This window comes from Serratia ureilytica (assembly GCF_013375155.1).
Taxonomy (GTDB): domain Bacteria; phylum Pseudomonadota; class Gammaproteobacteria; order Enterobacterales; family Enterobacteriaceae; genus Serratia; species Serratia ureilytica.
Map to the genome: position 1 here is coordinate 191,378 of NZ_JABXOF010000002.1, position 22,742 is coordinate 214,119.

Below are 22,742 nucleotides of genomic sequence, written 5' to 3' on the forward strand. Positions count from 1 at the left end.
GCCTAGGGAACGCTGTAAGATTCTGGAAATGGATTATCTGTATATAGAGTATTCATAAAATGAATTTAGCCAACGTCGATCTCAATTTACTGGTGGTGTTTGAAGCGCTGTATCAGACTCGTAACGTCACCGCCGCGGGCCGGCGTCTTAACCGCGCGCAACCTTCCGTCAGCAATGCATTGGCGCGACTGCGCATTCTGCTCAACGATCCGCTGTTTGTCCGCAGCGGCGGCGGCATGGCGCCCACGCCGCGCGCCCACCAGCTTATGCCGCAGATACAGCGGGTGCTTGAGCAAATCCATCTGGCGTTGGCGCCCCCTGCCCGTTTCGATCCGGCCACCGCCGGGCAGCGGCGTTTTACGCTGGCCGCCGGCGACTATGCGGATATCTTGCTGCTGCCCGCCATCATCAGCCGTTTGCGTCAGGCGGCACCCGGCATCGATATTCGCGTTTCGCGTCTGGATCGCCGCAATATTTACCGTCAATTGGATAGCGGGGAGGTGGATGTCGCGCTGGGAGGGCATCTTTCCGGGGCGGAAAGTCACTATGTGCGCACGTTGTTTGAAGAGCATCTGGTCTGTATCGCCAGCCGTTCACACCCGCAATTGGCGGATGGCCGCTGGGATCTGGCCCGCTACCTCAGCCTGCCGCACGGGCTGTACGCGCCGGCTGACGACGGCTCCGCCAGAGGCTTGGTCGACCGCCGCCTGGCGGAAATCGGCGGCCAGCGGCGCGTCGCCGTGACCTTTTCACACATTGTCGCCCTGCCGGCGGTGGTCGCCGACAGCGATCTGATCGCCACCCTGGCCGCCAGCGTGGCCCGGCGTTTTTCCGATCCGCAACGCGTACGCATTCTCCCGCTGCCTGATGAGTTGGCCATCGCGCCTTTCCCCATTGAGCTGATCGCCGGCCGACAGGCGCAACGCGACCCGGCCTTAATCTGGCTCTGTGACCTGATAAGCCGACTTTCCCTCGATCCCCTTCCGCGCTAACCGCATCAATTGCTGCTTTATCAACCATTCAGACTCACCGTCGGAGGCCCGCACCGCGGGCTTTTCACGCCGGCCAAATAGGAATCATCCGAATTAACATTCGGTAAATTTATATATTTGATCATCTTTAACTAACGAATGGTAAGGATAAAAAATACTCAGTGACTTTTTTCACGGAAAAAAAGAGTTGTTTTATAAACACGTTGACTTAAGTGTTACAGATTTATTATTTGGTATTACCATTTTCCCAATAATTTTGGATAAAAAAAGATCTGCTCGTATCCATATGTTTTAGATAATAAAAAACCAGATCGTGAGCGAGTTAACGAATTGAGCATTGATCCACAAGGCTATTTTGCAAATGCAGAGCTCTATTGTAGACTGCACAAATCGTGCCTTTGTGTAAACTTTGTTAAATCTTTCGTCAGCCCCTGTCTCAATTCGTGACAGATACGCCATCGGGATCGCGCGTCAAATCTCGTGCGGTAGCTATGCCTAAACCGGGGATATAGTATGGATCGCCTTATCATTGCGCACACACCTTTGCCCGCCTATCAGCTGTTGTTCAGAAGCCTTTCCGGTGAGGAAAGACTGGCCGGGCTGTTCGAGTTCGACGTCGAGCTGCTCAGCCCTGACAATCGCCTCGATCTGAAATCGCTGCTGGGACAAAAAATCACGCTGGAGCTGCGGGGCAACCCGATGGCCCCGCGTTATCTCAACGGCAATATCACGCGTATGACCCTCTCCGGACGAGAAGCCGGCGGCAACCGCTACTATATCTACCGCGCCGTGCTGCGCCCCACGCTGTGGTACCTGACGCAAAACCGCGATTTTCGCATCTATCAGGAAAAGACCGTTCCCGACATCCTGACCCAGGTGCTGGGGCAGTATCAGGTGAAGATCGATAACCGTCTGAGTTACGACTACCGCATCTGGGGGTACTGCGTGCAGTATCAGGAGAGCGATTTCGATTTCATCAGTCGTCTGATGGAACATGAAGGCATCTATTACTATTTCACGCACCAGCAGGACGGCCATACGCTGGTGCTGGCCGACGCGCCGGCGGCGCATCAGGAACTCGCCGGCTATGCCAGCATCCCCTATCAGCTCGCGGAAGGCGGTCTGGTGGAAAACAAGGACAGCATCAACAGCTGGAGCGTCTCGGACGCCATCACGCCCAGCCTGTATAGCCTGGATGACTACGATTTTCGTAAACCGCGCGCGCGGTTGCTGGAGGCCCGGCAGAATCCCGCCTCGTTCGCACAGGACAAAGCCGAGGTGTTCGACTGGCCCGGGCGTTATACCGATCACGCCCACGGCCAGTTTTACGTCAAGGTGCGCCAACAGGAGTTCGAAGCGCAGCATGAGCAGATGAGCGGCGAAGGCAGTTCGCAGGGCATTGCGCCCGGCTACCGTTTTCAGCTGATCCAGGCGCCGCGCATGGAAGACAACCGCGCCTATCTGGTGGTCAGCGCGCGTTACTTCATGCAGGAAAACAGCTACGCCAGCAACGATAACGACGTTGGCGAGCAACATACCGAATTTCAGGTGGTGCCGGCGGACATCAACTGGCGCCCGGCGCGCACCACACCCTGGCCGAAAACCCATGGCCCGCAGACCGCCGAAGTGGTTGGCCCGGAAGGCGAAAGCATCTGGACCGATAAATATGGCCGGGTGAAACTCAAGTTCCGTTGGGATCGCCACGGCAGCGGCAATGAAACCAGCTCCTGCTGGGTGCGCGTCTCCAGCGCCTGGGCCGGCTGGAAATACGGCGGGATCCAAATCCCGCGCGTGGGTGAGGAAGTGGTGGTCGACTTTATCAACGGCGATCCGGATCGCCCCATCATCACCGGCCGCGTTTACAACGAAGACAGCATGCCGCCTTGGGATCTTCCCGGCGACGCCACCAAAATGGGCTTTATGAGCCGCAGCAAAGGTGGCGGCGTCGACAACGCCAGCTTCCTGTTCCTGGAAGACTCGCCCGGCAACGAATCTTTCGACATGCACGCCGAACGCAACATGAACATGACGGTGGAAAACGACAAGAACGTCAATATTGACGGCAGTCGCACCACCACCATCGGTCGCCAGCAGAACGATACCGTCACCGGCGACGCCACGTTCCTGTACAAAGCGAAACGCACCACCACCGTCGATGGGCTGGAAACCGCCAACCTGAACGCTCACCAGACGGTGAACATCAAAGGCGGCCGCGCCCTGACGATTATCGACGGCGGCGATAAAATCGACATCACCGGCAATCAGTCCTTCAAGCTTGACGGCGCGCAGACGCAAAACATTACGCAAACCCAGCATGTCACGGTGAAGGGCGACCAGACCCTCGACATTACCGAGGGGCAACAGACCAACACCATCAACAAGGGGCAGACGGTCAACATCACCTCCGGCGGGCAGCACACCACCATCACCGCCGGCGGGCAAACCACTACCGTCACCGCAGGCGGTCAGACGCTGACGGTGGAGGCCGGCGGCCAGACCACCGACATCACGGGGAATGTCAAAGAAACCTACAAAAACGATCAGCAAACGACCATTAGCGGTTCGCTGACCATCACGGCAAAAACCATCAGCATTACCAGCGAGGACGGCGTGTCTATTTCGGCGCCCACCTGGAAAGATAACTGCCACGGCTATAAGTGGACCGCGATAGGCGCCAACCTTGCCTTAACGGGGCTGAGCGTCAAGCACACGATGTTCGATGTTTCCCATAACCCGCTTTCGATCAGCAAAACCAATTTCAAGCTAAGCAACGATCCCATGACGTTCACGCAGCTTGGGGCCTTAATAACCAACGGTTCTTTGCGATTGAGCAGCAAGGCGCTGGCGATCTTTTTATAAGTAGGGATGCCCATGTCCAAAGCCAAAAATATCTTCACCGTAATCGGTTTGATTTTATTGGCCCCTATTCTCAGCCTGGTGGGTTTTTTCAAATTCATCACGGTCGATATCTGGGGCTATTTCAAACACATCGGTTCCTCTCTCAGCGTGATGGAGAACGGAGTTTCCGCCTCCGGGCAAATCGTCAGCATCCGCCAGACCAACCTGTGGGACGGGAATCGGCCGGTCTGCGAAGTGGAAGTCAAATACATCGCCCAAGACGGAAAAAACCATACGGCCGTCGCGAAAGGCCCGATCAGCGTCGTTGATCTGCCGCGTTATCAGCCGGGTCATTTCACCGCGATAAAGTACGATCCCAAGAACCCCAAAAAAGCGGTGATCGAAGAGTTATCCCGACTTTGAGCGAAAAGAACCTTTTCAATCAACGCGATCCGATTTCAACGTTGTGAAAACGACTTGTCGTCCATCAGCTCGCTAAATCACCTTGCATAAGGAAGTGTCACGATGGGCGCGTTTATTGCCTTTTCGACTCAGGACAGCCTCTGGGGACAAATCCTGTTTACCTTCTTAGGCATCCTGGTTGGCGGCGTATTGATCGCCACCATTTGCAAGACCGTCTTACCCGCGGGCAGAACGGCGGCATTGTCCGTCCGGTTGCTGATCTTTGTCGCACTGATGCTGGCGATACTGAAGTACAACCAGCAGGTGATGTCTGCGGTGAACGCGCCCGCGGAGCTGATCGGGTTCCTGATTTTGCCCGGTTTTTTGATGGGTTATCTGGGTGCGGCGGCCCCCGGCAGACTGGCGCTGGCGATAGAACTGTGCTGTTTTGCCCCGCTCGCCGCGCTGCTGATTCTGGGTACCCCCGGCGTCGGCTTTTTTGCCCCCTATCATCTGGAGAGCGCAGGCCAATTTACCGCCAAGGCGATCGCCGCGGCATTGTCCGTCGCCGTCGTACTGCTGGCTCGTAAAATAAGCGGGAAGGACAACGCACCGTCCTCTTGATAATCCCTTTGACGCGAGGAAATGCTCCCCGCATTCGCGATCGGCTCTGGACGCCGCATCGTTTTCTTCATCTGTTGTGACATAGCCTGATATCTATTAAACCGAAAAACGGATTGTTTTTGAGCAAGCAGCCTGGCTGCCGGCTGATATCCACAGGAAGCTTTACACACACAATGAAAGTCGTAAAACCTCTGCGCCTCAGCGCGCTTCATCGCCCCTTCTCTTGGCAAGGGCAAAATCATCTGGGCGTTTCCATTTTGGCCTTGGCCGACATGGGGGCTTCCCCGCGCCTGCGCCCCGAACCGGAGCTGTGGCAGTTGGCCGCCGACGAACTTACGCTGAGCGGCGGCGTGCTCGATTTGGCTATTCCGAAAGCCTGTGCGGAGTTTCTCGCCACCGGCAACGCCTACACCCACCATCAACAAGACAAAACCGCCTGCGCCGTGAAGATCCAGCTTGATTCGCTGGAGAAAACGCTGGTGGTTTTCGGCGATCGTCATTGGATCAACGATCGCCCCTCCTCTCCTCTCCCTTTTGCAGAAATGCGTCTGGACTGGCGCCGGGCTTACGGCGGGGCTCAGTTCGCCGATAATCCGCACGGCATCGGCGCCACTCCAGAAACATTTCCGCAGGGCCGCATTCATCGCCTACCCAATGTTGAACCGCTGCAGGAGCGCCTCGCGTCTCCTCGGCAAAGCGCGCAGCCGGCAAGCTTTGACGCGTTGGATATCACCTGGCCGCGCCGCTTCTCACGCATCGGTAAAAACTACGACGCCGACTGGTTGAAACACGGTTTTCCCGGCTTCGCCAACGATATCGACTGGCGCCTGTTCAACATGGCGGAAAGCGATCAGCAGTTTCCCCAACGCGACAGCTTGCCGCTTCAGGCTGCCTACCGGATATGGAACATGCACCCTTCAGAGCCGGTTCAGCAAGGCCGTTTGCCGCCGTGGCGCGCACGCTGCTTCATTAACCGGCTGCGCGGCGGCGAAGCGCATTTCGGGGAAGTCGCGATGCGCCACACCACCGTGTGGTTCTTTCCCCATCGCGAACAAATGCTGTTGATCTACCAGGGCAGCCTTCACATCAATGAAGACGATGCCGCAGACGTCATGCAGCTCATGCCGGCGCTGGAAATTGAGGGTAAAAGCCGCACCGTCGCGCATTATCGGCAGGTGCTCGATCGGCGGCTTGATAAAGAGCATGGCGCTCTGCACGCTTTTCGTGAAAAAGATTTGCTGCCGGAGTGCTGTATTGGCCCCTGGCTCGATACGGAAACGCCGACGCAGCAAAGCCCGATGGTGGAAAACATCGCCGCCTACGAGCATCACCAACGCGAACAACACCGCCAACGTCTGCAGCGCGAAGGCCGAGACATCGACGACATGTTTGCCGCGCCGCCAGCTGAACCGATGCCCGCTTTGGATCAGCTGGCCGAGTTTGTCGAGGGCATGGAACAGCGCGCTGAAGCGCATTACCGTGAAATCCGCGATGACGCGCAGGCAAACGGCATTGATATTGACGGCCCTGGCCCCGCCGACCTTTCCGGCGCGGAAAGCTACCAACAGCAGCGCGACCAGCTGTTTCAACAGGCGCGTCAACGCCCCGACGCGTTTAGCGACAAGCAGTTGGGGGAAAGCGAGCGCGCGCTGCACCAAATGTATTTAATGTCGGCACAGGCGCAAAGCCCGGCGCTGCGTTTAAGCGGCGATCTGGCACAGATCATTCGCCAACGCGTCACCGCGGCCATGCAGCGCGATAAAGATCTCAGCGGCCTGGACCTCACCGGCGCCGATCTGTCCGGCATGGACCTCAGCCATGCCACCTTGCGCGGCACGTTGCTGGAAAACGCCAATCTGCGCCAAGCCCGGTTGGTGGGCTGTGACCTTCGCGAGGCAATGCTGGCGCGCGCCGATCTCTGCGGTGCCGTCTTGCAGCAGGCGGATCTGAGCCACGCCTCTTTGGCCCTGGCGAAATGCGAAGCGGCGGATTTCGGCGGCGCGCAGCTGCATGAAACCAACATTCAACAAACGTTGTTTCAACGCTGCGACTTCACGATGGCGTCCTTACGCGATTTGCTGGGGTACGAAACCTTGCTCGGACAGTGTGATTTCAGCCGCGCCACGTTGGCCAACATTACGCTGATGGAGCTGCAGCTGGAGCAACTGACATTCAGTCACGCCCGGCTCGACAAAGTCAGCTTCATCAAATGCCGGCTGCTGGCGGTGAAATTCGAGCAGGCACGGCTGGAAAGCTGCGCCTGGGTTGATACCGAAACGCAAAACCTCAGCTTCCGCGCCGCGCGCCTGACGGCCTGCGCCTTTGCGGCAAAGACGCTGTTGCCCCAGGCGGATTTCAGCGACGCGACGCTGAACCAGTGCAACTTGCGTCAGATGCCGTTGCAGCGGGCAAGTTTCAGCCGCGCGCGCCTCAACAATTGCGATCTGTCGGAAACGCGGCTGAACGAGGCCGACTTCAATCAGGCCAACGGCAGCGGCAGCCTGTTCATTCGCAGCGATCTGACGCGCGCCAACCTGCGCGACGCCAACTTTATTGCGGCGATCCTGCAAAAGTGCGTGCTGTCAGGCGCCGACCTGCAGGGCGCCAATCTGTTCCGGGCCGATCTGTCGCAGTCGAAAGTGGACAAGGCGACCCGGCTCGACGATGCCTATACCGCCAGAGTGAAAACATTGCCTCGCCACAACGGGAAAGAAGTATGACCTCAATGCCAGAGCAGATACGCCAGCGTGTGAAACGCGGCGAACCGATTTCCGGTGAGGATTTGCACGGCCTGTCATTCGCGGGTATGGATTTGGCCGGCGCAATGTTCAACGCCCTGAACCTGAACGGCGTGGACTTCTCCGATTGCGATCTGCGCGACAGCGTATTCAGCGATTGCCGGCTCGAGCACGCTCTGTTTACTCGGGCGAACCTCAAGCAAACGGCCTTCAATCAGTGCGCCATGTCCGCCAGCCGCTTCAGTGAGAGTCATATCGAGCTGACGATGTTCAACGAATGCCGGCTTGAACAGGGTGATTTCAGCCGTCTGCCGCTCACCCAAAGCCACTGGATGTCATGCCAATTGGCCGGCGCGAACTTTTCCGCCACTCAGCACGATCGCACCACGTTTTACGAAAGCCCGCTCGACGGCGCTACGTTGGAGCATGCCCGACTTTCGCTTGTCACGTTTTTTCGCTTAACCCTCTGTAACACAGAATTTGCAGGGGCAGATTTCGACCGCGTCACGTTTTTCGAATGCGACCATCGCGGCAAAAGTTACGCCGGGCAGCGCCTGATCGCCTGCCAGTTTACCGATAACCAATTGGACGACGTCGACTTCAGCCAGGCGACGCTGCGCCAAAGCAACTTCAAGGGCGCTTCGCTGCGGCGCGCCAACCTGACGGGCGTGCAGGCGCAGCAGTCGCTGTGGCTGGAGGCCAACCTGACTCAGGCGCAGTGCCGCAGCGGGCAGTTCGATCAGGCGATTTTCAGCGAAGCGACGCTGGACGCCGCCAACTTCAACCAGGCGCGTCTGTATCAGGGCGTGTTCCAGCACAGCCGCGCGGCGCGCTGTGATTTCAGCGACAGCGACCTGACCTACGCCGATTTTTGTTATGCCGACATCGGCGCCGCCGATTTCCGGCGTGCGCGCTTCATGCGCACCCGCATGCACCGCGCCCACCAGCAGCAAACGCGCTGGGGCGACCGCAGCGGCATTCTCAAGCGCGACGAAGAGCTGTACGCCGCCGAAATCTGGAGCGCACAGCGCCAAAGCCGCATTTGAACGTATTGACCACTTCACGAGGGGATCACCATGAGCGTTGTCAACACTACTCGCGCCGTCAACATCGCGCCGCCCCAGCAGGCCGCCGGCCAGGTCGTCAACCTGTTGCCGGACGGCAGCCTGGTGGTGGAATGTGAAGGCCGCGGCTGGCATTGCCGCCGTGCGGCCAGCTGCCTGCTGACGCCGGCCCTCGGCGATAGCGTGCTGGTCGCCGGTTGCGGCCACCAGCTGTGGGCGATCGCCGTCCTCGAGCGTGCGGAACCGCAAAACGCGGCGCGGCTGAGCGTCGAAGGCGATCTGCACATTGAAACGCTGCACGGCTCGCTGTCGCTGCACGGCGCGCAGGCGCTGAACCTGAGCGGCGATGCCATGACCCTGCAGGCGAACAGCGGCGACTGCCACGTCGACAAGATGAAATACAGCGGCGAAGAGCTCTCGGCTTTCGTCAGCATCAGCCGCCTGGTCGGCAAACGCTGCGAGTCACTGTGGCATTCGGTCAGCCAGATCAGCCACTCGCTGTTTCGCAAAGTGCGCCAGACCGAGCACGTGCGCGCCGGGCAGCTGGATTATCAGGCGGAAGATTACGCCCGCATTCATGCTCGCAACACGCTGATTACCTCGAAAGACATCACCAAGCTCGATTCGGAACAGATCCACGTCGGATAACCTTGCGGAGACCTTTTATGTTTGCCAACAGCCAAATGATCGGCGTGGACCTGGCGTTTCCCGACGTCTGTCTGACGCCAAGCCCGGCGCCGGTGCCCATTCCCTACCCGGATATCGCCCTGGCGCCGACCGCCATCCCGAACGCGTTCAACATTCTGTTCGTCGGCACCCCGGCGCACAACATGGCGACGGTGACGCCCCTGACCAACGGCGACAACCCCGGCGTGGCCACCGGCGTCGCTTCCGGCACGGTGATGGGGCCGTCCCGCCACCTGACCGGCGCCTTTACCGTGCTGCTCAAAGGCACCCCGGCCACCCGGCTGACCAGCCTCAGCCTGCAGAATTCCACCAACGCGCTCGGCATGCGCATCGTGCCGAGCCAATTAAAAGTGTTGCTGCTTGCGCCCTGATGACGGCGCCTTATTACACAGCCATTCAATCAAGAAAAAGAGGACATTGTGAAAACACGGATTACCCTGACGCTGTTGACCGCCCTGACGCTTGCCGGTTGCTCCACCCCACCGCCACCGCCGCCGGCGCTCAATAACGACGCCATCGTCAGCAGTGAAGTCAACGGCGTCACGTTAAAGCACCGCGCCGCGGTGAGCGCGCCGAAACAGTTCAAACCGATCGGTGAGGAGTACCGCAGCCTGTACGCCGCCAGCATCATGAGCAGCCCGAATTATACCGGCACCGCCGTCGGCAGCCTGGACAACGCCGCCGCGTTCTACGCGCTGGGCGAAGTGGAAAACAACTGGCTGGCGATCTCCGCCATCCGCGGCGGCGATCTGGTGGGGTATATCCAGGCCAACGCCGGCGTGCCAGAAGCGCGCTACAAAGCGACGCTGCGCAAAGATCTGCCGCGCCGCGCGCGCGCCGCCAAGCAGGACTGCGTTAAAGTCGGCGGCGACAGCAAGGCGTGCAAAAACGCCGGCTCAGCCACCTGGATCCTCCAGTAGTCAGCACGCCTGCGGGCGACGAGATTCCCATGACGACGACCCCTATCGCTTCCCGCTGGTGCGGGATGCTGTTTCTGCTGCTGGGCGCGCTGGCGCTCGGCGGCTGCATGTCTTCCGCGAAAAGCGTGCCGGCGCGTTACAGCCTGGTCTTCGACGCTGACCGCCAGGTCAATGCCGCCGCCGGCGCGCAACCGACGCCGATCAAAATTCGCGTGCTGCTGCTGCGCTCGGATGCGGAATTCATGGAAGCCGACTTTTTCAGTCTGCAAAACGACGCCAAAAGCGTGCTCGGCAACAGCCTGCTGGACAGCGATCAGTTCTTCCTGACGCCGGGCCAGACCGGCAAAAAGCTCGGTGGGCAAAGCACATTGGACGCACGTTACATCGGCGTGATCGCCGAATATCAAAATCTGGACGGCAAGACCTGGCGCATTTCACTGCCGCTGCCGGAACCCACCGAAACCAATTTCTACAAGGTATGGCAATTCTCGCCGGATGAGCTGGAAGCGCATATCGTCGCAGGCGTGAGTGGCCTGCGCCCCGTAAAAAAGGTCGACTGACCTACCGCTGCGCTGAAGCGAAGTAACTATAGGTGTGATGATGAAAGATGCTCATAAGGTTGTCTGGACTGAGGGGATGTTTTTGCGCCCTCACCATTTCCAGCAGGCGGAAAACTATCTCGAAGGCTATATGCGCAACTGGGGCCAGGCCCACAGCGGCTGTTTCTGGGGCTTTCTCACCCTGGATCTGGACCAAACGCTGTTGCGCCAGGGCAAGATCGCGCTCAACGCCGCCAGCGGCATCATGCCCGACGGCACGCCGTTTCGCTTCTCCGGCGCCCAGCAGGCGCCCGCGCCGCTGGCCATCGCCGACAACAAGACCGGTGAAAACGTGGTGCTGGCTCTGCCGACCTATCGCGCGGGGCGTGAAGACGTGATCTTTCAGGAAAGCCCGGAAGCGCTGGCGCGCTATCTGGCTTACGAGACCGAAGTCGACGATCTCAACGCCGTCTCGGTGGGCAGCGCGGCGCTGCAATTCGGTCGCCTGCGCCTGCGGCTGATGCTGGAGAGCGAGCTGAACGCCGAATGGACGGCGCTCGGCGTCACCCGCGTGCTGGAAAAGCGCGGCGACAACAGCCTGCGTCTCGATACGGCGCAAATCCCGCCGATGCTGAACTGTCAGGGCAACCCGATACTGAAGACCTTCATCAACGATCTGCAGGGGCTGCTGCAACAGCGCAGCCAGCAGATGAGTCAACGCCTGCTGCAACCGGGCCGCGGCGGCAGTTCCGAAATGGTCGATTTCATGCTGCTGCAGCTGATCAACCGCCATCTCGGTCAGGTGAGCCATGCCTACCACCTCGACCATCTGCACCCGGAGCGCCTGTTCGCCGATTGGCTGCAGTTCGCCACCGAACTCGCCAGCTTCTCGGCGCAGCGCACCCCGGAAGGCCGCCTGCCGGTGTATGACCACGACAATCTGGCGCTGTGCTTCGGCAAGCTGATGCTGTTGCTGCGTCAGGGCCTGTCGGTGGTGCTGGAGGACAACGCCATTCAGCTGACGCTGGTCGAGCGCTCCCACGGGCTGAACGTCGCCACCGTGCAAGACGCCAAAATGATGCGCGACTTCGGCTTCGTGCTGGCGGTGCGCGCCGACGTGGCCGCCGAGGTGTTGCTGACCCACTTCCCGGCGCAGATGAAGATCGCCCCGGTCACGCGCATCCGCGATCTGGTGCAGCTGCAGCTGCCGGGCATCGGTCTGCGCACCATGCCCGTCGCGCCGCGTCAGATCCCTTATCACGCCGGCTACACCTATTTCGAGCTGGAAAAAGGCGGCGACCTTTGGAAACAGATGGAAAAATCCAGCGCCTTCGCCCTGCATCTGGCCGGCGAATTTCCGGGGCTGGACATGGAATTTTGGGCGATTCGCAGCCATACGGACCGGTAACCTATGACTCAGGAAAATAGCATGGCGCCGGCGGCCAACCCGCTGGTGGACGCCGCCAACCCGCTGCTGAACGCCATTTCGCAGATCCGCCAATCGGCCACGCACGCCAACCCGGCGCAGCTGCGCCAACAGCTGATCGACGAAATGCGCCGCTTCGAGATCCGCGGCCAACGCGCCAACCTGCCGTACGAAGTGATCATCGGCGCGCGTTATTGTCTGTGCACCGCGCTGGATGAAGCGGCGGCGCTGACCCCGTGGGGCAGCAACAGCGTGTGGTCCGGCAGCGGGCTGCTGGTGACCTTCCATAACGAAACCTGGGGCGGCGAGAAGTTCTTCCAGCTGCTGGCCAAGCTGTCGCAGAACCCGCGCGAGCACATCAATCTGCTGGAGCTGATCAATTATTGCCTGCTGCTGGGCTTTGAAGGCCGCTACCGGGTGATGGAAAACGGCCGCTCGCAGTTGGAAACCATGAAGCAGCGCCTGCTGCAGCTGATTCGGTCGGTGCGCGGCGGCTACGCCCCGCCCCTGTCGCCTCATGCGTTGGATCTGCCGGTACAACAGAAACTGTGGCGTCCGCTGGTGCCGCTGTGGGCCTGCGTGGCGCTGACCGGCTTCCTGGCTTCGCTGCTGTTTATCGCCCTCAACTGGCGGCTGGGCGACAACACCAGCCCGGTGCTGGCGGCGATTTACCAAACCAACCTGCCGCAGGTGGCGATCGGTAATCCGGCGCCGGCCGCGCCGCCGACGCTGAGCCTGAAAAGTTTCCTGCGCAAGGAGATCGCCGAAGGATTGGTGGTGGTGCGCGACGAAGCGCAGCAAAGCGTGGTGATCCTCAAAGGCGACGGGCTGTTCGACTCCGCCGCCACCACGGTGCGCGCCAACTATATTCCGGTCATCGACCGCATCGCCGCCGCCATGAACGGCGTCAGCGGCAAAATCCTGGTCACCGGCTACAGCGACAACGTGCCGATCCGCAGCGCCCGCTTCGCCTCCAACTGGGAGCTGTCGCTGGCGCGCGCCGAAGCGGTCAGCGCCCGCTTGCAAAAACACCTCGCCAACCCGCAGCGGGTCAAGGCCGAGGGCCGCGGCGAGAGCAACCCCGTCGCGCCGAACGATAACAAAGTGAACCGCGCGTTGAACCGCCGGGTAGAAATTACGCTGTTGGTCGCCCCGGAAAACACCCAGGCGGAAATCAACGGCTTGCCGCAAGGAACCGGAAAGTAATGCTCAGTACGTTATTCTCCATCATCACCAGCCGCCTGCTGTGGGGCTTTGTCGGCATCACCGCGCTGGCGTTCATCATCTGGACGATCGGCCCGCTGGTCGCCATCGGTGACTATCGCCCGCTGGAGCCGGAACTCAACCGCCAGATCGCCATCGGCACTATCTACCTGATTTGGTTCCTGTGCCGCCTGATCCCGCGCCTCTACAGCGCCTGGTTCAACAGCCGCCTGCTGAGCAACCTGCGCGCCGCCGAAGCGGTGCCGGCGGAAGACGGCAAGCCCGAGATCAAACCAGACGATCCGCTGGCCCAGCGTTTCGACGAAGCGGCGCAGCTGTTGAAAAAGGCGCGCTTCGCCCCGGGCCAGGGCGACGGCAAACATCGCTGGATGACCCGCTTCAGCCGCCAATATCTGTATCAGCTGCCGTGGTATGTGATCATCGGCGCGCCCGGCGCCGGTAAAACTACCGCGCTGGTCAACTCCGGCCTGCATTTTCCGCTGGCGGATCGCTTCGGCAAGTCCGCGCTGCGCGGCGTGGGCGGCACCCGCAACTGCGACTGGTGGTTTACCAACGACGCAGTGCTGCTCGACACCGCCGGCCGCTACACCACCCAGGAAAGCCAGCGCGAAGAAGACGCCGGCGAATGGCAAAGCTTCGTCGCGCTGCTGAAAAAATATCGCACCCGCCAGCCGATCAACGGCGTGATGGTCACCATCAGCGTCGCCGATCTGCTGAGCGACAGCGCGGAAGCGCGCGCCGCGCAGGCCAGCGCGCTGCGCAAACGCCTGATAGAACTGCACGAACAGCTGGGCATTCACTTCCCGGTCTATGTGCTGGTGACCAAAACCGACTTGCTCAACGGCTTTATGGCCTATTTCGGCAGCTTCGACAAAGCGCAGCGCGACCAGATCTGGGGATTCACCTTCCCTTACGAGCGCTCGCGGCAGCCGGACTTCAACCTGAACGCCGCCTTCGAACAACAATACGCCCTGCTGCAACAACGGCTGGATGCGGCGCTGCCGGATACGCTGCTGATGGAGCACGACGCGCGCCAACGCGCCGAAAGCTACCTGTTCCCGCAGGAGTTCGCCGCGCTGCGCCCGCTGCTCGGCCAATATCTGGAACAGGTGTTCGCCACCTCCAGTTTTGAAACCCGCTTTACCCCGCGCGGCATCTACTTCACCAGCGGCACTCAGGAAGGCCTGCCGTTTGACCGGGTGATGGGCGAACTGAACCGCTACCTGCAGCTGCCGCCGGCCAATTCAGGGGCGCAGGCCAACGCGGCCTGGGACAGCGTGGGCCAGGAAACGCCGATCCCGGCAGCCAAAGGCCAGAGCTTCTTCCTGAAAGAGACGCTGGAATCGGTGGTCTTCCAGGAGTCCGGGCTGGCGGGCAGCAACCGCTGGTGGGAATACCGCAACCGCGCCCTGCACTGGGCAGGGTACATCGCGCTGACGGTGATCCTGGCGGTGCTGGCGATGTTGTGGTTCACCAGCTACGGCAACAACAAGGCCTATCTGGCGGAAGTGGCCGCCAAGGTGCCCGGCGTCGAGCGCCAGGGGCAAAGCCTGACCCAGTTGGGCAACGGCGATATGTTCTCGCTGCTGCCGTTCCTCAACAGCCTGCTGCATCTGCCGGACAGCCAGAACTTTTCGCTGGACGATCCGCCGTTCACCTATCGCATGGGATTGTTCCGCGGCGATCAGGTCGGCGACGCCGGCAATGCCCTGTACCAAAAAGCGCTGAAAGAACTGCTGCTGCCGCAGGTGGCGCAACAGATCGCCGCCACGCTGCGCAACGATAACCACGGCGACGCGGACTTCAGCTATGAAGCGCTGAAGGCCTACCAGATGCTGTATCTGCCGAAGCAGTACGACGGCAAATTCCTGCGCGCCTGGGTGATGCTCAACCTGCAGCGCAACCTGCCGCAGGGCAGCACCCAAAAACAGCTGCAGCAGATCGAATGGCACCTGAGCCAACTGCTGGATACGCAGATCCAGGCCTCGCCTTACGCCAAAGACGAGCCGTTGGTGGCACAGGCGCAGGCCGCGCTCAATCGGGCGCCGCTGTCGCAACGCGTCTACGGCCGCCTTAAGCGTCTGCTGCTGAAACAGACCGACATCAAGCCGGTCAGCCTGGTCGATTTGGCCGGTCCGCAGACCGAACTGGCGTTCAGCCGCAAAAGCGGCAAACCGGTGACCGACGGCGTGCCGGGCCTGTTCACCTCACAGGGGTATTGGAAAGCGTTCAACGACAACATCGATCCGGTGACCGATACCCTGCGCAAGGAAGACGTCTGGGTGTTGAACAGCCAGACGCCGGAGCAGAAAAGCGCCGATCTGACCAAGACCATCCGCCAGCTGTACATGCAGGACTTTATCAGCGCCTGGGATGAGCTGCTGGGCGATATCCAACTGGCCAACATCGGCAACCTGACCCAGCGCATCAGCAGCGCGCGCCTGCTGTCCGGCAATCCGTCGCCGATGCGCAATCTGCTGGTTAACGTCAGCAAAAACGTCACCCTGCGCGACGAGAAAAGCGACGCCGATTCCCGCTCGCTGCTGGCCAAAACCGAAGACAAACTGAATCAAAACGCCAACCGCACGCTGGAGGCGCTGTTCACCAACCGGCCGGCCAACGCCGACGGCGACGTGTCGGCCCAGCCGGAACAGCTGGTGATGGCGCACTTCGCGCCGCTGCTTGAGCTGGCGCAAAGCCAGGGCGAAGGCAATAAGGCGATCCCTTTTGACAGCGTGCTGAAACAGGTCGATGAGCTGTACAGCTACCTGACGGCAGTGCAAGGCGCGGCCAACAGCGGCATGTCGGCGCCGCCGAGCGACATCATCCCCCGCCTGCAGGCCGAATCCGGCCGCTTGCCGGTGCCGTTCAAACAGATGCTGCTGTCGCTGGCGATCGGCGCCAGCAGCGACACCCAGCGCAAAGAGATGGAGAACGTGAAAAAGCGCATCAGCTTCGAGGTCGGCAGCTTCTGCCGCCAGGCGATCGCCGGGCGTTATCCGTTGGTGGCCCGGGCGCGCCAGGAAGTGACGCCGGACGATTTGGCGCGCATGTTCGCGCCGAACAGCGGGCTGATGGACAGCTTCTTCCGCGACAACCTGCAGGGCAAGGTCGATACCACCCGCGCCAACTGGCGTTTCACGCCCGGCGTGGACGGCAAGACGCTGCCCGGCGGCGAAGGCATCCTGCGGTCGTTCCAGCAGGCGCAGCGCATCCGCGACGCCTTTTTCGCCAACGGCACGGCGACGCCCTCTTACCGCGTGACCGTGCGGCCGGTGCGGATGGATAACGACATCCTCAACCTGACGCTGGATATCGACGGGCAGCTGTTCAAATACAGCCACGGCCCGCAGGTGCCACTGGTGGTCAGCTGGCCGGGCACCCGCAATACCAACCAGGTGCATCTGCAGCTGGCGCTGGCCAACGGCACCACCGCCAGTCTGGTGACCAGCGGGCCGTGGGCGCTGAACCGCCTGGTGGATATGGCGCAGTCTTCGGGCACCGGCGGCCTCGGCCGTCAAGCGACGTTCAATCTCGACGGCCACCGCGTCACGCTGGAGTTCACGCCCAACAGCATTCGCAATCCGTTCCAACTGCCGGCCTTCTCGTGCCCGTAGCCCCGAAAGGACATGACCATGAGCACTGATTCAAGCGCCCCGACGAGCCTCGGCTGGTACGGCAAACTTCCTTCCGCCGGCGATTTTCTGCAGCGCCGCCTGCCCGATCCGGTGGTCAATAACTGGGCCCACTGGTTCCATAACGGGCTGGTGAATTTGCAGCGCGATGCGCAGGGGCCAAACGGCCACCCGTTCAGCAACGCGCCGGTGTGGAACTTCGTGATCCCCGCCACGCTCGGCAGCCCGTACGTGCAGATGGGCTGCCTGTTGCCGGCGCGCGATCGCGTCGGGCGGCGCTACCCGATCTGCGCGCTGCGCCTGTTCAGCCTGCAAGAATGGCGCCCGCAACAGCTGAACATGGCGGCGAGCTGGTACCAGCAGCTCGGCCATACCCTGCTGAACGGCGTGCGCAACGGCTTCTCCGCCGAACAGATCGACCGCACGCTGCAGGCAATCCCGGCGCTGCCCAGCCCGCCGGCGGAAGCGGATTCCGAGATATTGTCGATTATCGGTTTTCAGCATCCGGACGTGCCGGGTCTCGGCTGGCAACAGGCCGCCGACTGTTTCGACCCGGCGCAGTACACCAGCTTCTGGTGGACCAATCAGGCCGACGGACACCCGCTCTACACTCACGTGCACAGCGGCAACCTCACCGTGCAGCTGTTTTCACTGCTGTTCGAGCCCAACGGCTGGGCGCGCCCCGGCCGCGGCGGCCAGTACCCGCAAATGTTTGATTAACATCGTTCGTTGAAGGAAATTCTATGGCTATCGATACCGATACCCTGCTGGCCCCGGTTGACGCGGACAATCCCTGCGGCGACAACCTGGAATACGACGCCGACTTTCTGGCCATGGCGCGCGCCGCCACCGGCAAGGCCGAACAGCAGTTCGGCAGCACCATCATTCCGGAAGAAGCGCCGGATTGGGTGCAGGTCGAACGCCTCGCGACCTCGCTGCTGGCGCGCACCAAAGACCTGCGCGTCATGCTGTACCTCACCCGCGCCTGGACCCAACTGCGCGGGTTGCCGGGCTACGCCGACGGGCTGACGCTGATCCACCAGTCGATACTCCGTTACTGGGATGCCCTGCAGCCGGCATTGGCGTTCGACGGCGAAGCCGACCCGCTGTTTCGCATCAATGCGTTGGCCGACCTCGGCGACAAAGCCGCGTTGGCCGCCAGCGTGCGCACTGCGCCGCTGCTGAAAAGCGCCGCCGGTGAAATCTCGCTGCGCGATGCCGGCGCCCTGCTCGACGGCAGCAAGCAAGAGTGCCCCAACTTTCCCGGCGGCCGCGCACGGCTGCAGGATGAGCTGGCGCAGCAGGGCCGCCCCGAAGGCGCACTGGTGATCCACATCGCCAACACCCTGGGCGCCATTCGCAGTGAAGTGACCCGCCATCTGGGGGAAAGCGCCCTGCCGGAAATGAGCGCGCTGACCAAGGTATTTTCTCTGGTGGCGCTCGCCGGCCAGAGCGATGCCCCGGCCGCCGCCGAACCCGAAGCCCCGCCAGACGCCGCCATCCTGCAGCAACCGGCTGCGATGCAAAGCGCCACGGCACCGCTCAACTGGCGCAGCGCGCAGATCCAGTCGCGCGACGACGCCCAGCTGATGCTGGACAAGGTGAAAAATTATTTTCGTCTTCATGAGCCGAGCCACCCGGCGCCGCTGATGATCGATCGGGTCCAGCGGCTGATTACGCTGGACTTTATGCAAATCGTCCGCGATTTGGCGCCCGATGGGCTTAACCAACTGGAGACCATTCTCGGTCGCCCCGACAACGAGGAGAACAGCTAGCCGCCGACTTTTGTTCTCTTGACGACACCCGATACCGTCTGCCCCGGCGCAGACCCGAATCAGAACCTGACTCTCCCAGCCGGACGAGGCGCGTTCCCAATCGCCATTAGATGGAGTAAATCATGTCAAACTCGAAATCCCGCAGCGGGCAGAAATTCATCGCCCGCAACCGCGCGCCGCGCGTACAGATTGAATACGATGTCGAAATTTATGGCGCAGAGCGCAAAATCCAGCTGCCGTTCGTGATGGGCGTGATGGCGGATCTGGTGGGGAAAGCGGTCGATCCGCAAGCCAGCGTGGAAGAACGCAAATTCATGGAGATCGACGTCGACAACTTCGACGAGCGCATGAAATCACTGAAGCCGCGCGTCGCTTATCAGGTCGATAACACCCTGACCGGCGAAGGCAAGCTGAACATCGATCTGACCTTCGAAAGCATGGAAGACTTCTCCCCCGCCGCTATCGCCCGCAAGGTCGACTCGCTGGGCAATCTGCTGGACGCCCGCACCCAGCTTTCCAACCTGCTGTCTTATATGGACGGCAAGAACGGCGCCGAAGAACTGATCTCCAAGATCCTGCAAAACCCGGCGCTGCTGCAATCCCTGACCGACGCGCCGAAGCCGGCGGTTAACGATGACAACAACGAGCGTGAGGATTAATCGATGAGCAACTCGCCTCAGCAACACAATGCGTTGCAAACCACCGAGACTTTTTCCAGCGATGAATTCAGCGCGCTGCTGAACAAAGAGTTCCGGCCGAAGACCGATCAGGCCAAAGAAGCGGTCGAGAATGCGGTGAAAACCCTGGCGCAACAGGCGCTGGAAAACACCGTCACCGTCTCTTCCGACGCCTACCGCACCATTCAGGCGCTGATCGCGGAAATCGACGAAAAGCTGTCGCAGCAAATCAATCAGATCATTCACCACGACGACTTCCAGAAGCTGGAAGGCGCCTGGCACGGCCTGCATTATCTGGTCAACAACTCCGAAACCGACGAGATGCTGAAGATCCGCTTTATGAGCATCTCCAAGCAGGAGCTGGGCCGCACGCTGAAGCGCTATAAAGGCGTGGGCTGGGACCAGAGCCCGATCTTCAAGAAAGTCTACGAAGAAGAATACGGCCAGTTCGGCGGCGAGCCGTTCGGCTGCCTAGTGGGCGACTACTACTTCGATCACAGCCCGCAGGACGTGGAGCTGCTGGGGGAAATGGCCAAGATCGGCGCCGCCTCACACTGCCCGTTCATCGCCGGCACCGCGCCAAGCGTGATGCAGATGGAGTCCTGGCAGGAGCTCTCCAACCCGCGCGATCTGACCAAGATTTTCCAGAACACCGAATACGCCGCCTGGCGCAGCCTGCGCGAATCGGAAGACGCGCGCTACCTGGGCCTGGTGATGCCGCGCTTCCTGGCGCGCCTGCCGTATGGCATCCGCACCAATCCGGTGGACGAGTTTGACTTCGAAGAAGATACCGACGGCGCGACCCACGGCAACTACACCTGGACCAACGCCGCCTACGCCATGGCCGCCAACATCAACCGTTCGTTCAAAGAGTTCGGTTGGTGCACCGCCATTCGAGGGGTGGAATCCGGCGGCGCGGTGGAGAACCTGCCGTGCCATACCTTCCCGAGCGACGACGGCGGCGTGGACATGAAGTGCCCGACCGAGATCGCCATCAGCGATCGTCGCGAAGCCGAGCTGGCCAAAAACGGCTTTATGCCGCTGGTGCACCGCAAAAACTCCGACTTCGCCGCCTTTATCGGCGCGCAGTCGCTGCAGAAGCCGGCGGAATACTACGACGCCGACGCCTCCGCCAACGCCCAGCTTTCCGCGCGCCTGCCATACCTGTTCGCCTGCTGCCGCTTCGCGCACTATCTGAAGTGCATCGTGCGCGACAAAATTGGCTCCTTCCGCGAGCGCGACGATATGGAGCGCTGGCTGAATGACTGGATCATGAACTACGTGGACGGCGATCCGGCCAACTCATCGCAGGAAACCAAGTCGCGCAAACCGCTGGCCGCGGCGGAAGTGCAGGTGGAAGAGATCGAAGACAACCCGGGCTACTACAGTGCCAAGTTCTTCCTGCGCCCGCACTACCAGCTGGAAGGCCTGACCGTCTCCCTGCGCCTGGTGTCGAAGCTGCCTTCGCTGAAACAAAACGACGCGTCCTGATGGACTGAAGTCAGGCCGCGATAGTGCGGCCTGATAAATAAAACATGGAGGTAAATCATGGGAACAAGACCCCGTTTTCTGGCTGCCTGGACTGCGGCTAAAAATATTTATGATCCAAACGATCCTCTGGGAAAAGTTAAAAATACGATTGGCGGTGCCGTAAAACGAAACTTTGAGATACCCGCCGAATCAGGTGGCTGGGAAAACAGCTGTGCCGTAAGGATGAGTTACGTGCTCAATTACACAGGCCATCCAGTTCCCAGAATAGGTCAGTTAACCGTCTCAGGCGCAGATAAAAAATGGTACTTTTTCCGCGTGCGGGATTTGATTCCCTACCTGACTAAAACGTGGGGAAAACCTGACATGATTGTTAATTACCCTCAATTACCTGTTACGCAACTGGCCAACAAAAAAGGATTAATACTTTTTGAAGTATCAGGTTGGGGAAATGCGGGCGGGCACGCCACTTTCTGGAACGGAAACAGTTGTTCAGATCATTGCTATTTCAATGAGCCCGGAACCAATTACTCTACTCCGCGAGCCAATTTTTGGGAGTTGCCATGAACAAGTTAATCACAATCGGATTGGCAACTACCTTGTTGGGGCTCTCGCAGTCATCGCTCGCCAAGGACATTCAAGATCCGGTGGCATTTATCAAACAGATGCCTTATCACCAGGTCGTAAAAGAACTGGCATTGTCACGCTGCCTGGCACAGGTCTCCGATTCGGATAAAGCGTTCTCTCTTGATGCAGCCAGAACGGCGAATGCGATGAGAGAATGGATGCCATTCGATATCGAATCAGGTGATGAGAAAATCAATGCTCTCATCGGCAAATATAAATCCAGAGTCAATGAGTTTCACAGTGAAACCAAAGGCAAGAGTCAAGGTGTCACCTTAAACTGCCTGCGGTTGTACCATAGTCCGGAATTGGACAAGCTTTCCCGACAGCTCATTGCAGGCAATCCAGATCGCACGTGGAATCAAGATAACGCGAAATAATCAAGCATTGAGCCATTAGCACTTAATAGTGGCTCGGTAACCCGTACCGATAGTTTTCGGTATTTAAGAAGGTGCATGGCACAAGGATATAAATTGGTAATGCATTACCACACTTGCAATTCCTGCTGCTATTACCTGAGTTTTTCAACGTAACGTTAATACTACTGTTAACCCTTAATAAAGAGTGAAGAAACTATGGCTATTGATATGTTCCTGAAAGTTGAAGGTGCCAGCGGCGAATCCAAAGATTCGAATCACAAAGGCTGGACCGACATTACTTCTTTCTCCTGGGGCGCTTCTCAACCGGGCAATATGGGCGTTGGCGGCGGCGGTGGCGCCGGTAAAGTGTGCTTCAACGATCTGCACGTCAACGCGCTGATCGACAAGTCAACCCCGGCCTTGCTGAAACACTGCTCAAGCGGCAAACACCTGACCAAGATTGAGCTGTCGGTTTGCAAGGCGGGCGGCACCCAGGTTGAATACGCAAAAATCACCCTGGAAGACGTGCTGGTCACCGCCGTGCAGTACACCGGTGCAGGCGGCGAAGACACCGTGGGCGTCACCTACTCCTTCCAGGCGGCGAAAGTGAAACAGCAGTACTGGGAGCAGAGCGACAAAGGCGGCAAAGGCGCCGAAAGCAGCGCAGGTTGGAACATCAAGGAAAACCGCGAAGCTTAATTGTTATACAACCTCCCCATTATGGGGAGGT

At 60.0% G+C, this 22,742-nt stretch carries 20 protein-coding genes; all 20 read left to right on the top strand.

The features are described from left to right. The first annotated feature begins 59 nt into the window (after window positions 1-59). The 20 genes from HWW83_RS04325 (at window position 60) to HWW83_RS04420 (ending at window position 22,711) form a co-directional block, all read left to right on the top strand. Entirely contained in the window at window positions 60-992 is a 933-nt protein-coding gene (locus HWW83_RS04325) for a LysR family transcriptional regulator (protein WP_176589008.1), read from the top strand. Between the two features lie 513 nt (window positions 993-1,505). Next, entirely contained in the window at window positions 1,506-3,851 is a 2,346-nt protein-coding gene (locus tag HWW83_RS04330) for a type VI secretion system Vgr family protein (protein ID WP_047574740.1), read from the top strand. 12 nt (window positions 3,852-3,863) lie between these two features. Then, entirely contained in the window at window positions 3,864-4,253 is a 390-nt protein-coding gene (locus HWW83_RS04335; RefSeq protein WP_033643543.1) for a DUF3592 domain-containing protein, read from the top strand. 102 nt (window positions 4,254-4,355) lie between these two features. Next, entirely contained in the window at window positions 4,356-4,856 is a 501-nt protein-coding gene (locus tag HWW83_RS04340; RefSeq protein ID WP_096242350.1) for a hypothetical protein, read from the top strand. Window positions 4,857-5,029: 173 nt separating this feature from the next. Continuing rightward, on the top strand, window positions 5,030-7,576 hold the full coding sequence (locus tag HWW83_RS04345) for a DUF2169 family type VI secretion system accessory protein (protein ID WP_170853562.1): 2,547 nt from the start codon (window positions 5,030-5,032) through the stop codon (window positions 7,574-7,576). Next, window positions 7,573-8,640 carry a pentapeptide repeat-containing protein gene (locus HWW83_RS04350; RefSeq protein WP_176589009.1) on the top strand — a complete coding sequence of 356 codons (1,068 nt, stop codon included), beginning with the start codon at window positions 7,573-7,575 and terminating at the stop codon, window positions 8,638-8,640. Before HWW83_RS04345 ends, HWW83_RS04350 begins: the two co-directional genes overlap by 4 nt. Before the next feature lie 30 nt (window positions 8,641-8,670). Then, window positions 8,671-9,306, top strand: a complete 636-nt coding sequence (locus HWW83_RS04355; protein ID WP_033650852.1) for a DUF3540 domain-containing protein — start codon at window positions 8,671-8,673, stop codon at window positions 9,304-9,306. Window positions 9,307-9,323: 17 nt separating this feature from the next. Then, window positions 9,324-9,716, top strand: coding sequence for a DUF4150 domain-containing protein (locus HWW83_RS04360; protein ID WP_033643549.1), 393 nt, complete (start codon window positions 9,324-9,326; stop codon window positions 9,714-9,716). A 48-nt stretch (window positions 9,717-9,764) separates the two neighbouring features. Further along, window positions 9,765-10,265 carry a type VI secretion system accessory protein TagV gene (gene tagV, locus HWW83_RS04365; protein ID WP_033643550.1) on the top strand — a complete coding sequence of 167 codons (501 nt, stop codon included), beginning with the start codon at window positions 9,765-9,767 and terminating at the stop codon, window positions 10,263-10,265. A gap of 29 nt (window positions 10,266-10,294) precedes the next feature. Next, the gene (gene tssJ, locus HWW83_RS04370; protein WP_176589010.1) at window positions 10,295-10,825 is read left to right on the top strand and encodes a type VI secretion system lipoprotein TssJ; all 531 of its coding nucleotides are present in this window, start codon (window positions 10,295-10,297) and stop codon (window positions 10,823-10,825) included. Between the two features lie 40 nt (window positions 10,826-10,865). Then, window positions 10,866-12,212: a type VI secretion system baseplate subunit TssK gene (gene tssK / locus HWW83_RS04375; RefSeq protein WP_060660890.1), complete on the top strand. Its 1,347-nt coding sequence runs from the start codon at window positions 10,866-10,868 to the stop codon at window positions 12,210-12,212. 21 nt (window positions 12,213-12,233) lie between these two features. Further along, the gene (locus HWW83_RS04380) at window positions 12,234-13,436 is read left to right on the top strand and encodes a DotU family type VI secretion system protein (protein WP_176589131.1); all 1,203 of its coding nucleotides are present in this window, start codon (window positions 12,234-12,236) and stop codon (window positions 13,434-13,436) included. Then, window positions 13,436-17,071: a type VI secretion system membrane subunit TssM gene (gene tssM / locus HWW83_RS04385; RefSeq protein WP_176589011.1), complete on the top strand. Its 3,636-nt coding sequence runs from the start codon at window positions 13,436-13,438 to the stop codon at window positions 17,069-17,071. The genes HWW83_RS04380 and tssM overlap by 1 nt, the downstream gene beginning before the upstream one ends. Window positions 17,072-17,089: 18 nt before the next feature. Next, complete coding sequence (gene tagF / locus HWW83_RS04390) at window positions 17,090-17,809, top strand: type VI secretion system-associated protein TagF (protein WP_038876781.1); 720 nt, start codon at window positions 17,090-17,092, stop codon at window positions 17,807-17,809. Between the two features lie 23 nt (window positions 17,810-17,832). Continuing rightward, window positions 17,833-18,864, top strand: a complete 1,032-nt coding sequence (gene tssA, locus HWW83_RS04395) for a type VI secretion system protein TssA (RefSeq protein WP_122016289.1) — start codon at window positions 17,833-17,835, stop codon at window positions 18,862-18,864. A gap of 122 nt (window positions 18,865-18,986) precedes the next feature. Next, on the top strand, window positions 18,987-19,523 hold the full coding sequence (gene tssB, locus HWW83_RS04400; protein WP_047730442.1) for a type VI secretion system contractile sheath small subunit: 537 nt from the start codon (window positions 18,987-18,989) through the stop codon (window positions 19,521-19,523). A 3-nt stretch (window positions 19,524-19,526) separates the two neighbouring features. Continuing rightward, window positions 19,527-21,032, top strand: a complete 1,506-nt coding sequence (tssC, locus tag HWW83_RS04405) for a type VI secretion system contractile sheath large subunit (protein ID WP_176589012.1) — start codon at window positions 19,527-19,529, stop codon at window positions 21,030-21,032. A gap of 57 nt (window positions 21,033-21,089) precedes the next feature. Further along, complete coding sequence (locus tag HWW83_RS04410) at window positions 21,090-21,596, top strand: type VI secretion system amidase effector protein Tae4 (protein ID WP_071605363.1); 507 nt, start codon at window positions 21,090-21,092, stop codon at window positions 21,594-21,596. Then, window positions 21,593-22,033 (top strand): T6SS amidase immunity protein Tai4 family protein, encoded by a 441-nt coding sequence (locus HWW83_RS04415; protein WP_038876774.1) that lies wholly within the window; start codon window positions 21,593-21,595, stop codon window positions 22,031-22,033. The genes HWW83_RS04410 and HWW83_RS04415 overlap by 4 nt, the downstream gene beginning before the upstream one ends. Window positions 22,034-22,228: 195 nt before the next feature. Continuing rightward, window positions 22,229-22,711 (top strand): Hcp family type VI secretion system effector, encoded by a 483-nt coding sequence (locus tag HWW83_RS04420; protein ID WP_004934962.1) that lies wholly within the window; start codon window positions 22,229-22,231, stop codon window positions 22,709-22,711. The last annotated feature ends 31 nt before the right edge of the window (window positions 22,712-22,742 follow it).

Bases quoted from the DNA above. Each gene is read 5' to 3' on its own strand.
- HWW83_RS04325 (WP_176589008.1), top strand. From the start codon at position 60: ATGAATTTAGCCAACGTCGATCTCAATTTACTGGTGGTGTTTGAAGCG.
- HWW83_RS04330 (WP_047574740.1), top strand. From the start codon at position 1,506: ATGGATCGCCTTATCATTGCGCACACACCTTTGCCCGCCTATCAGCTG.
- HWW83_RS04335 (WP_033643543.1), top strand. From the start codon at position 3,864: ATGTCCAAAGCCAAAAATATCTTCACCGTAATCGGTTTGATTTTATTG.
- HWW83_RS04340 (WP_096242350.1), top strand. From the start codon at position 4,356: ATGGGCGCGTTTATTGCCTTTTCGACTCAGGACAGCCTCTGGGGACAA.
- HWW83_RS04345 (WP_170853562.1), top strand. From the start codon at position 5,030: ATGAAAGTCGTAAAACCTCTGCGCCTCAGCGCGCTTCATCGCCCCTTC.
- HWW83_RS04350 (WP_176589009.1), top strand. From the start codon at position 7,573: ATGACCTCAATGCCAGAGCAGATACGCCAGCGTGTGAAACGCGGCGAA.
- HWW83_RS04355 (WP_033650852.1), top strand. From the start codon at position 8,671: ATGAGCGTTGTCAACACTACTCGCGCCGTCAACATCGCGCCGCCCCAG.
- HWW83_RS04360 (WP_033643549.1), top strand. From the start codon at position 9,324: ATGTTTGCCAACAGCCAAATGATCGGCGTGGACCTGGCGTTTCCCGAC.
- tssJ (WP_176589010.1), top strand. From the start codon at position 10,295: ATGACGACGACCCCTATCGCTTCCCGCTGGTGCGGGATGCTGTTTCTG.
- tssK (WP_060660890.1), top strand. From the start codon at position 10,866: ATGAAAGATGCTCATAAGGTTGTCTGGACTGAGGGGATGTTTTTGCGC.
- HWW83_RS04380 (WP_176589131.1), top strand. From the start codon at position 12,234: ATGGCGCCGGCGGCCAACCCGCTGGTGGACGCCGCCAACCCGCTGCTG.
- tssM (WP_176589011.1), top strand. From the start codon at position 13,436: ATGCTCAGTACGTTATTCTCCATCATCACCAGCCGCCTGCTGTGGGGC.
- tagF (WP_038876781.1), top strand. From the start codon at position 17,090: ATGAGCACTGATTCAAGCGCCCCGACGAGCCTCGGCTGGTACGGCAAA.
- tssA (WP_122016289.1), top strand. From the start codon at position 17,833: ATGGCTATCGATACCGATACCCTGCTGGCCCCGGTTGACGCGGACAAT.
- tssB (WP_047730442.1), top strand. From the start codon at position 18,987: ATGTCAAACTCGAAATCCCGCAGCGGGCAGAAATTCATCGCCCGCAAC.
- tssC (WP_176589012.1), top strand. From the start codon at position 19,527: ATGAGCAACTCGCCTCAGCAACACAATGCGTTGCAAACCACCGAGACT.
- HWW83_RS04410 (WP_071605363.1), top strand. From the start codon at position 21,090: ATGGGAACAAGACCCCGTTTTCTGGCTGCCTGGACTGCGGCTAAAAAT.
- HWW83_RS04415 (WP_038876774.1), top strand. From the start codon at position 21,593: ATGAACAAGTTAATCACAATCGGATTGGCAACTACCTTGTTGGGGCTC.
- HWW83_RS04420 (WP_004934962.1), top strand. From the start codon at position 22,229: ATGGCTATTGATATGTTCCTGAAAGTTGAAGGTGCCAGCGGCGAATCC.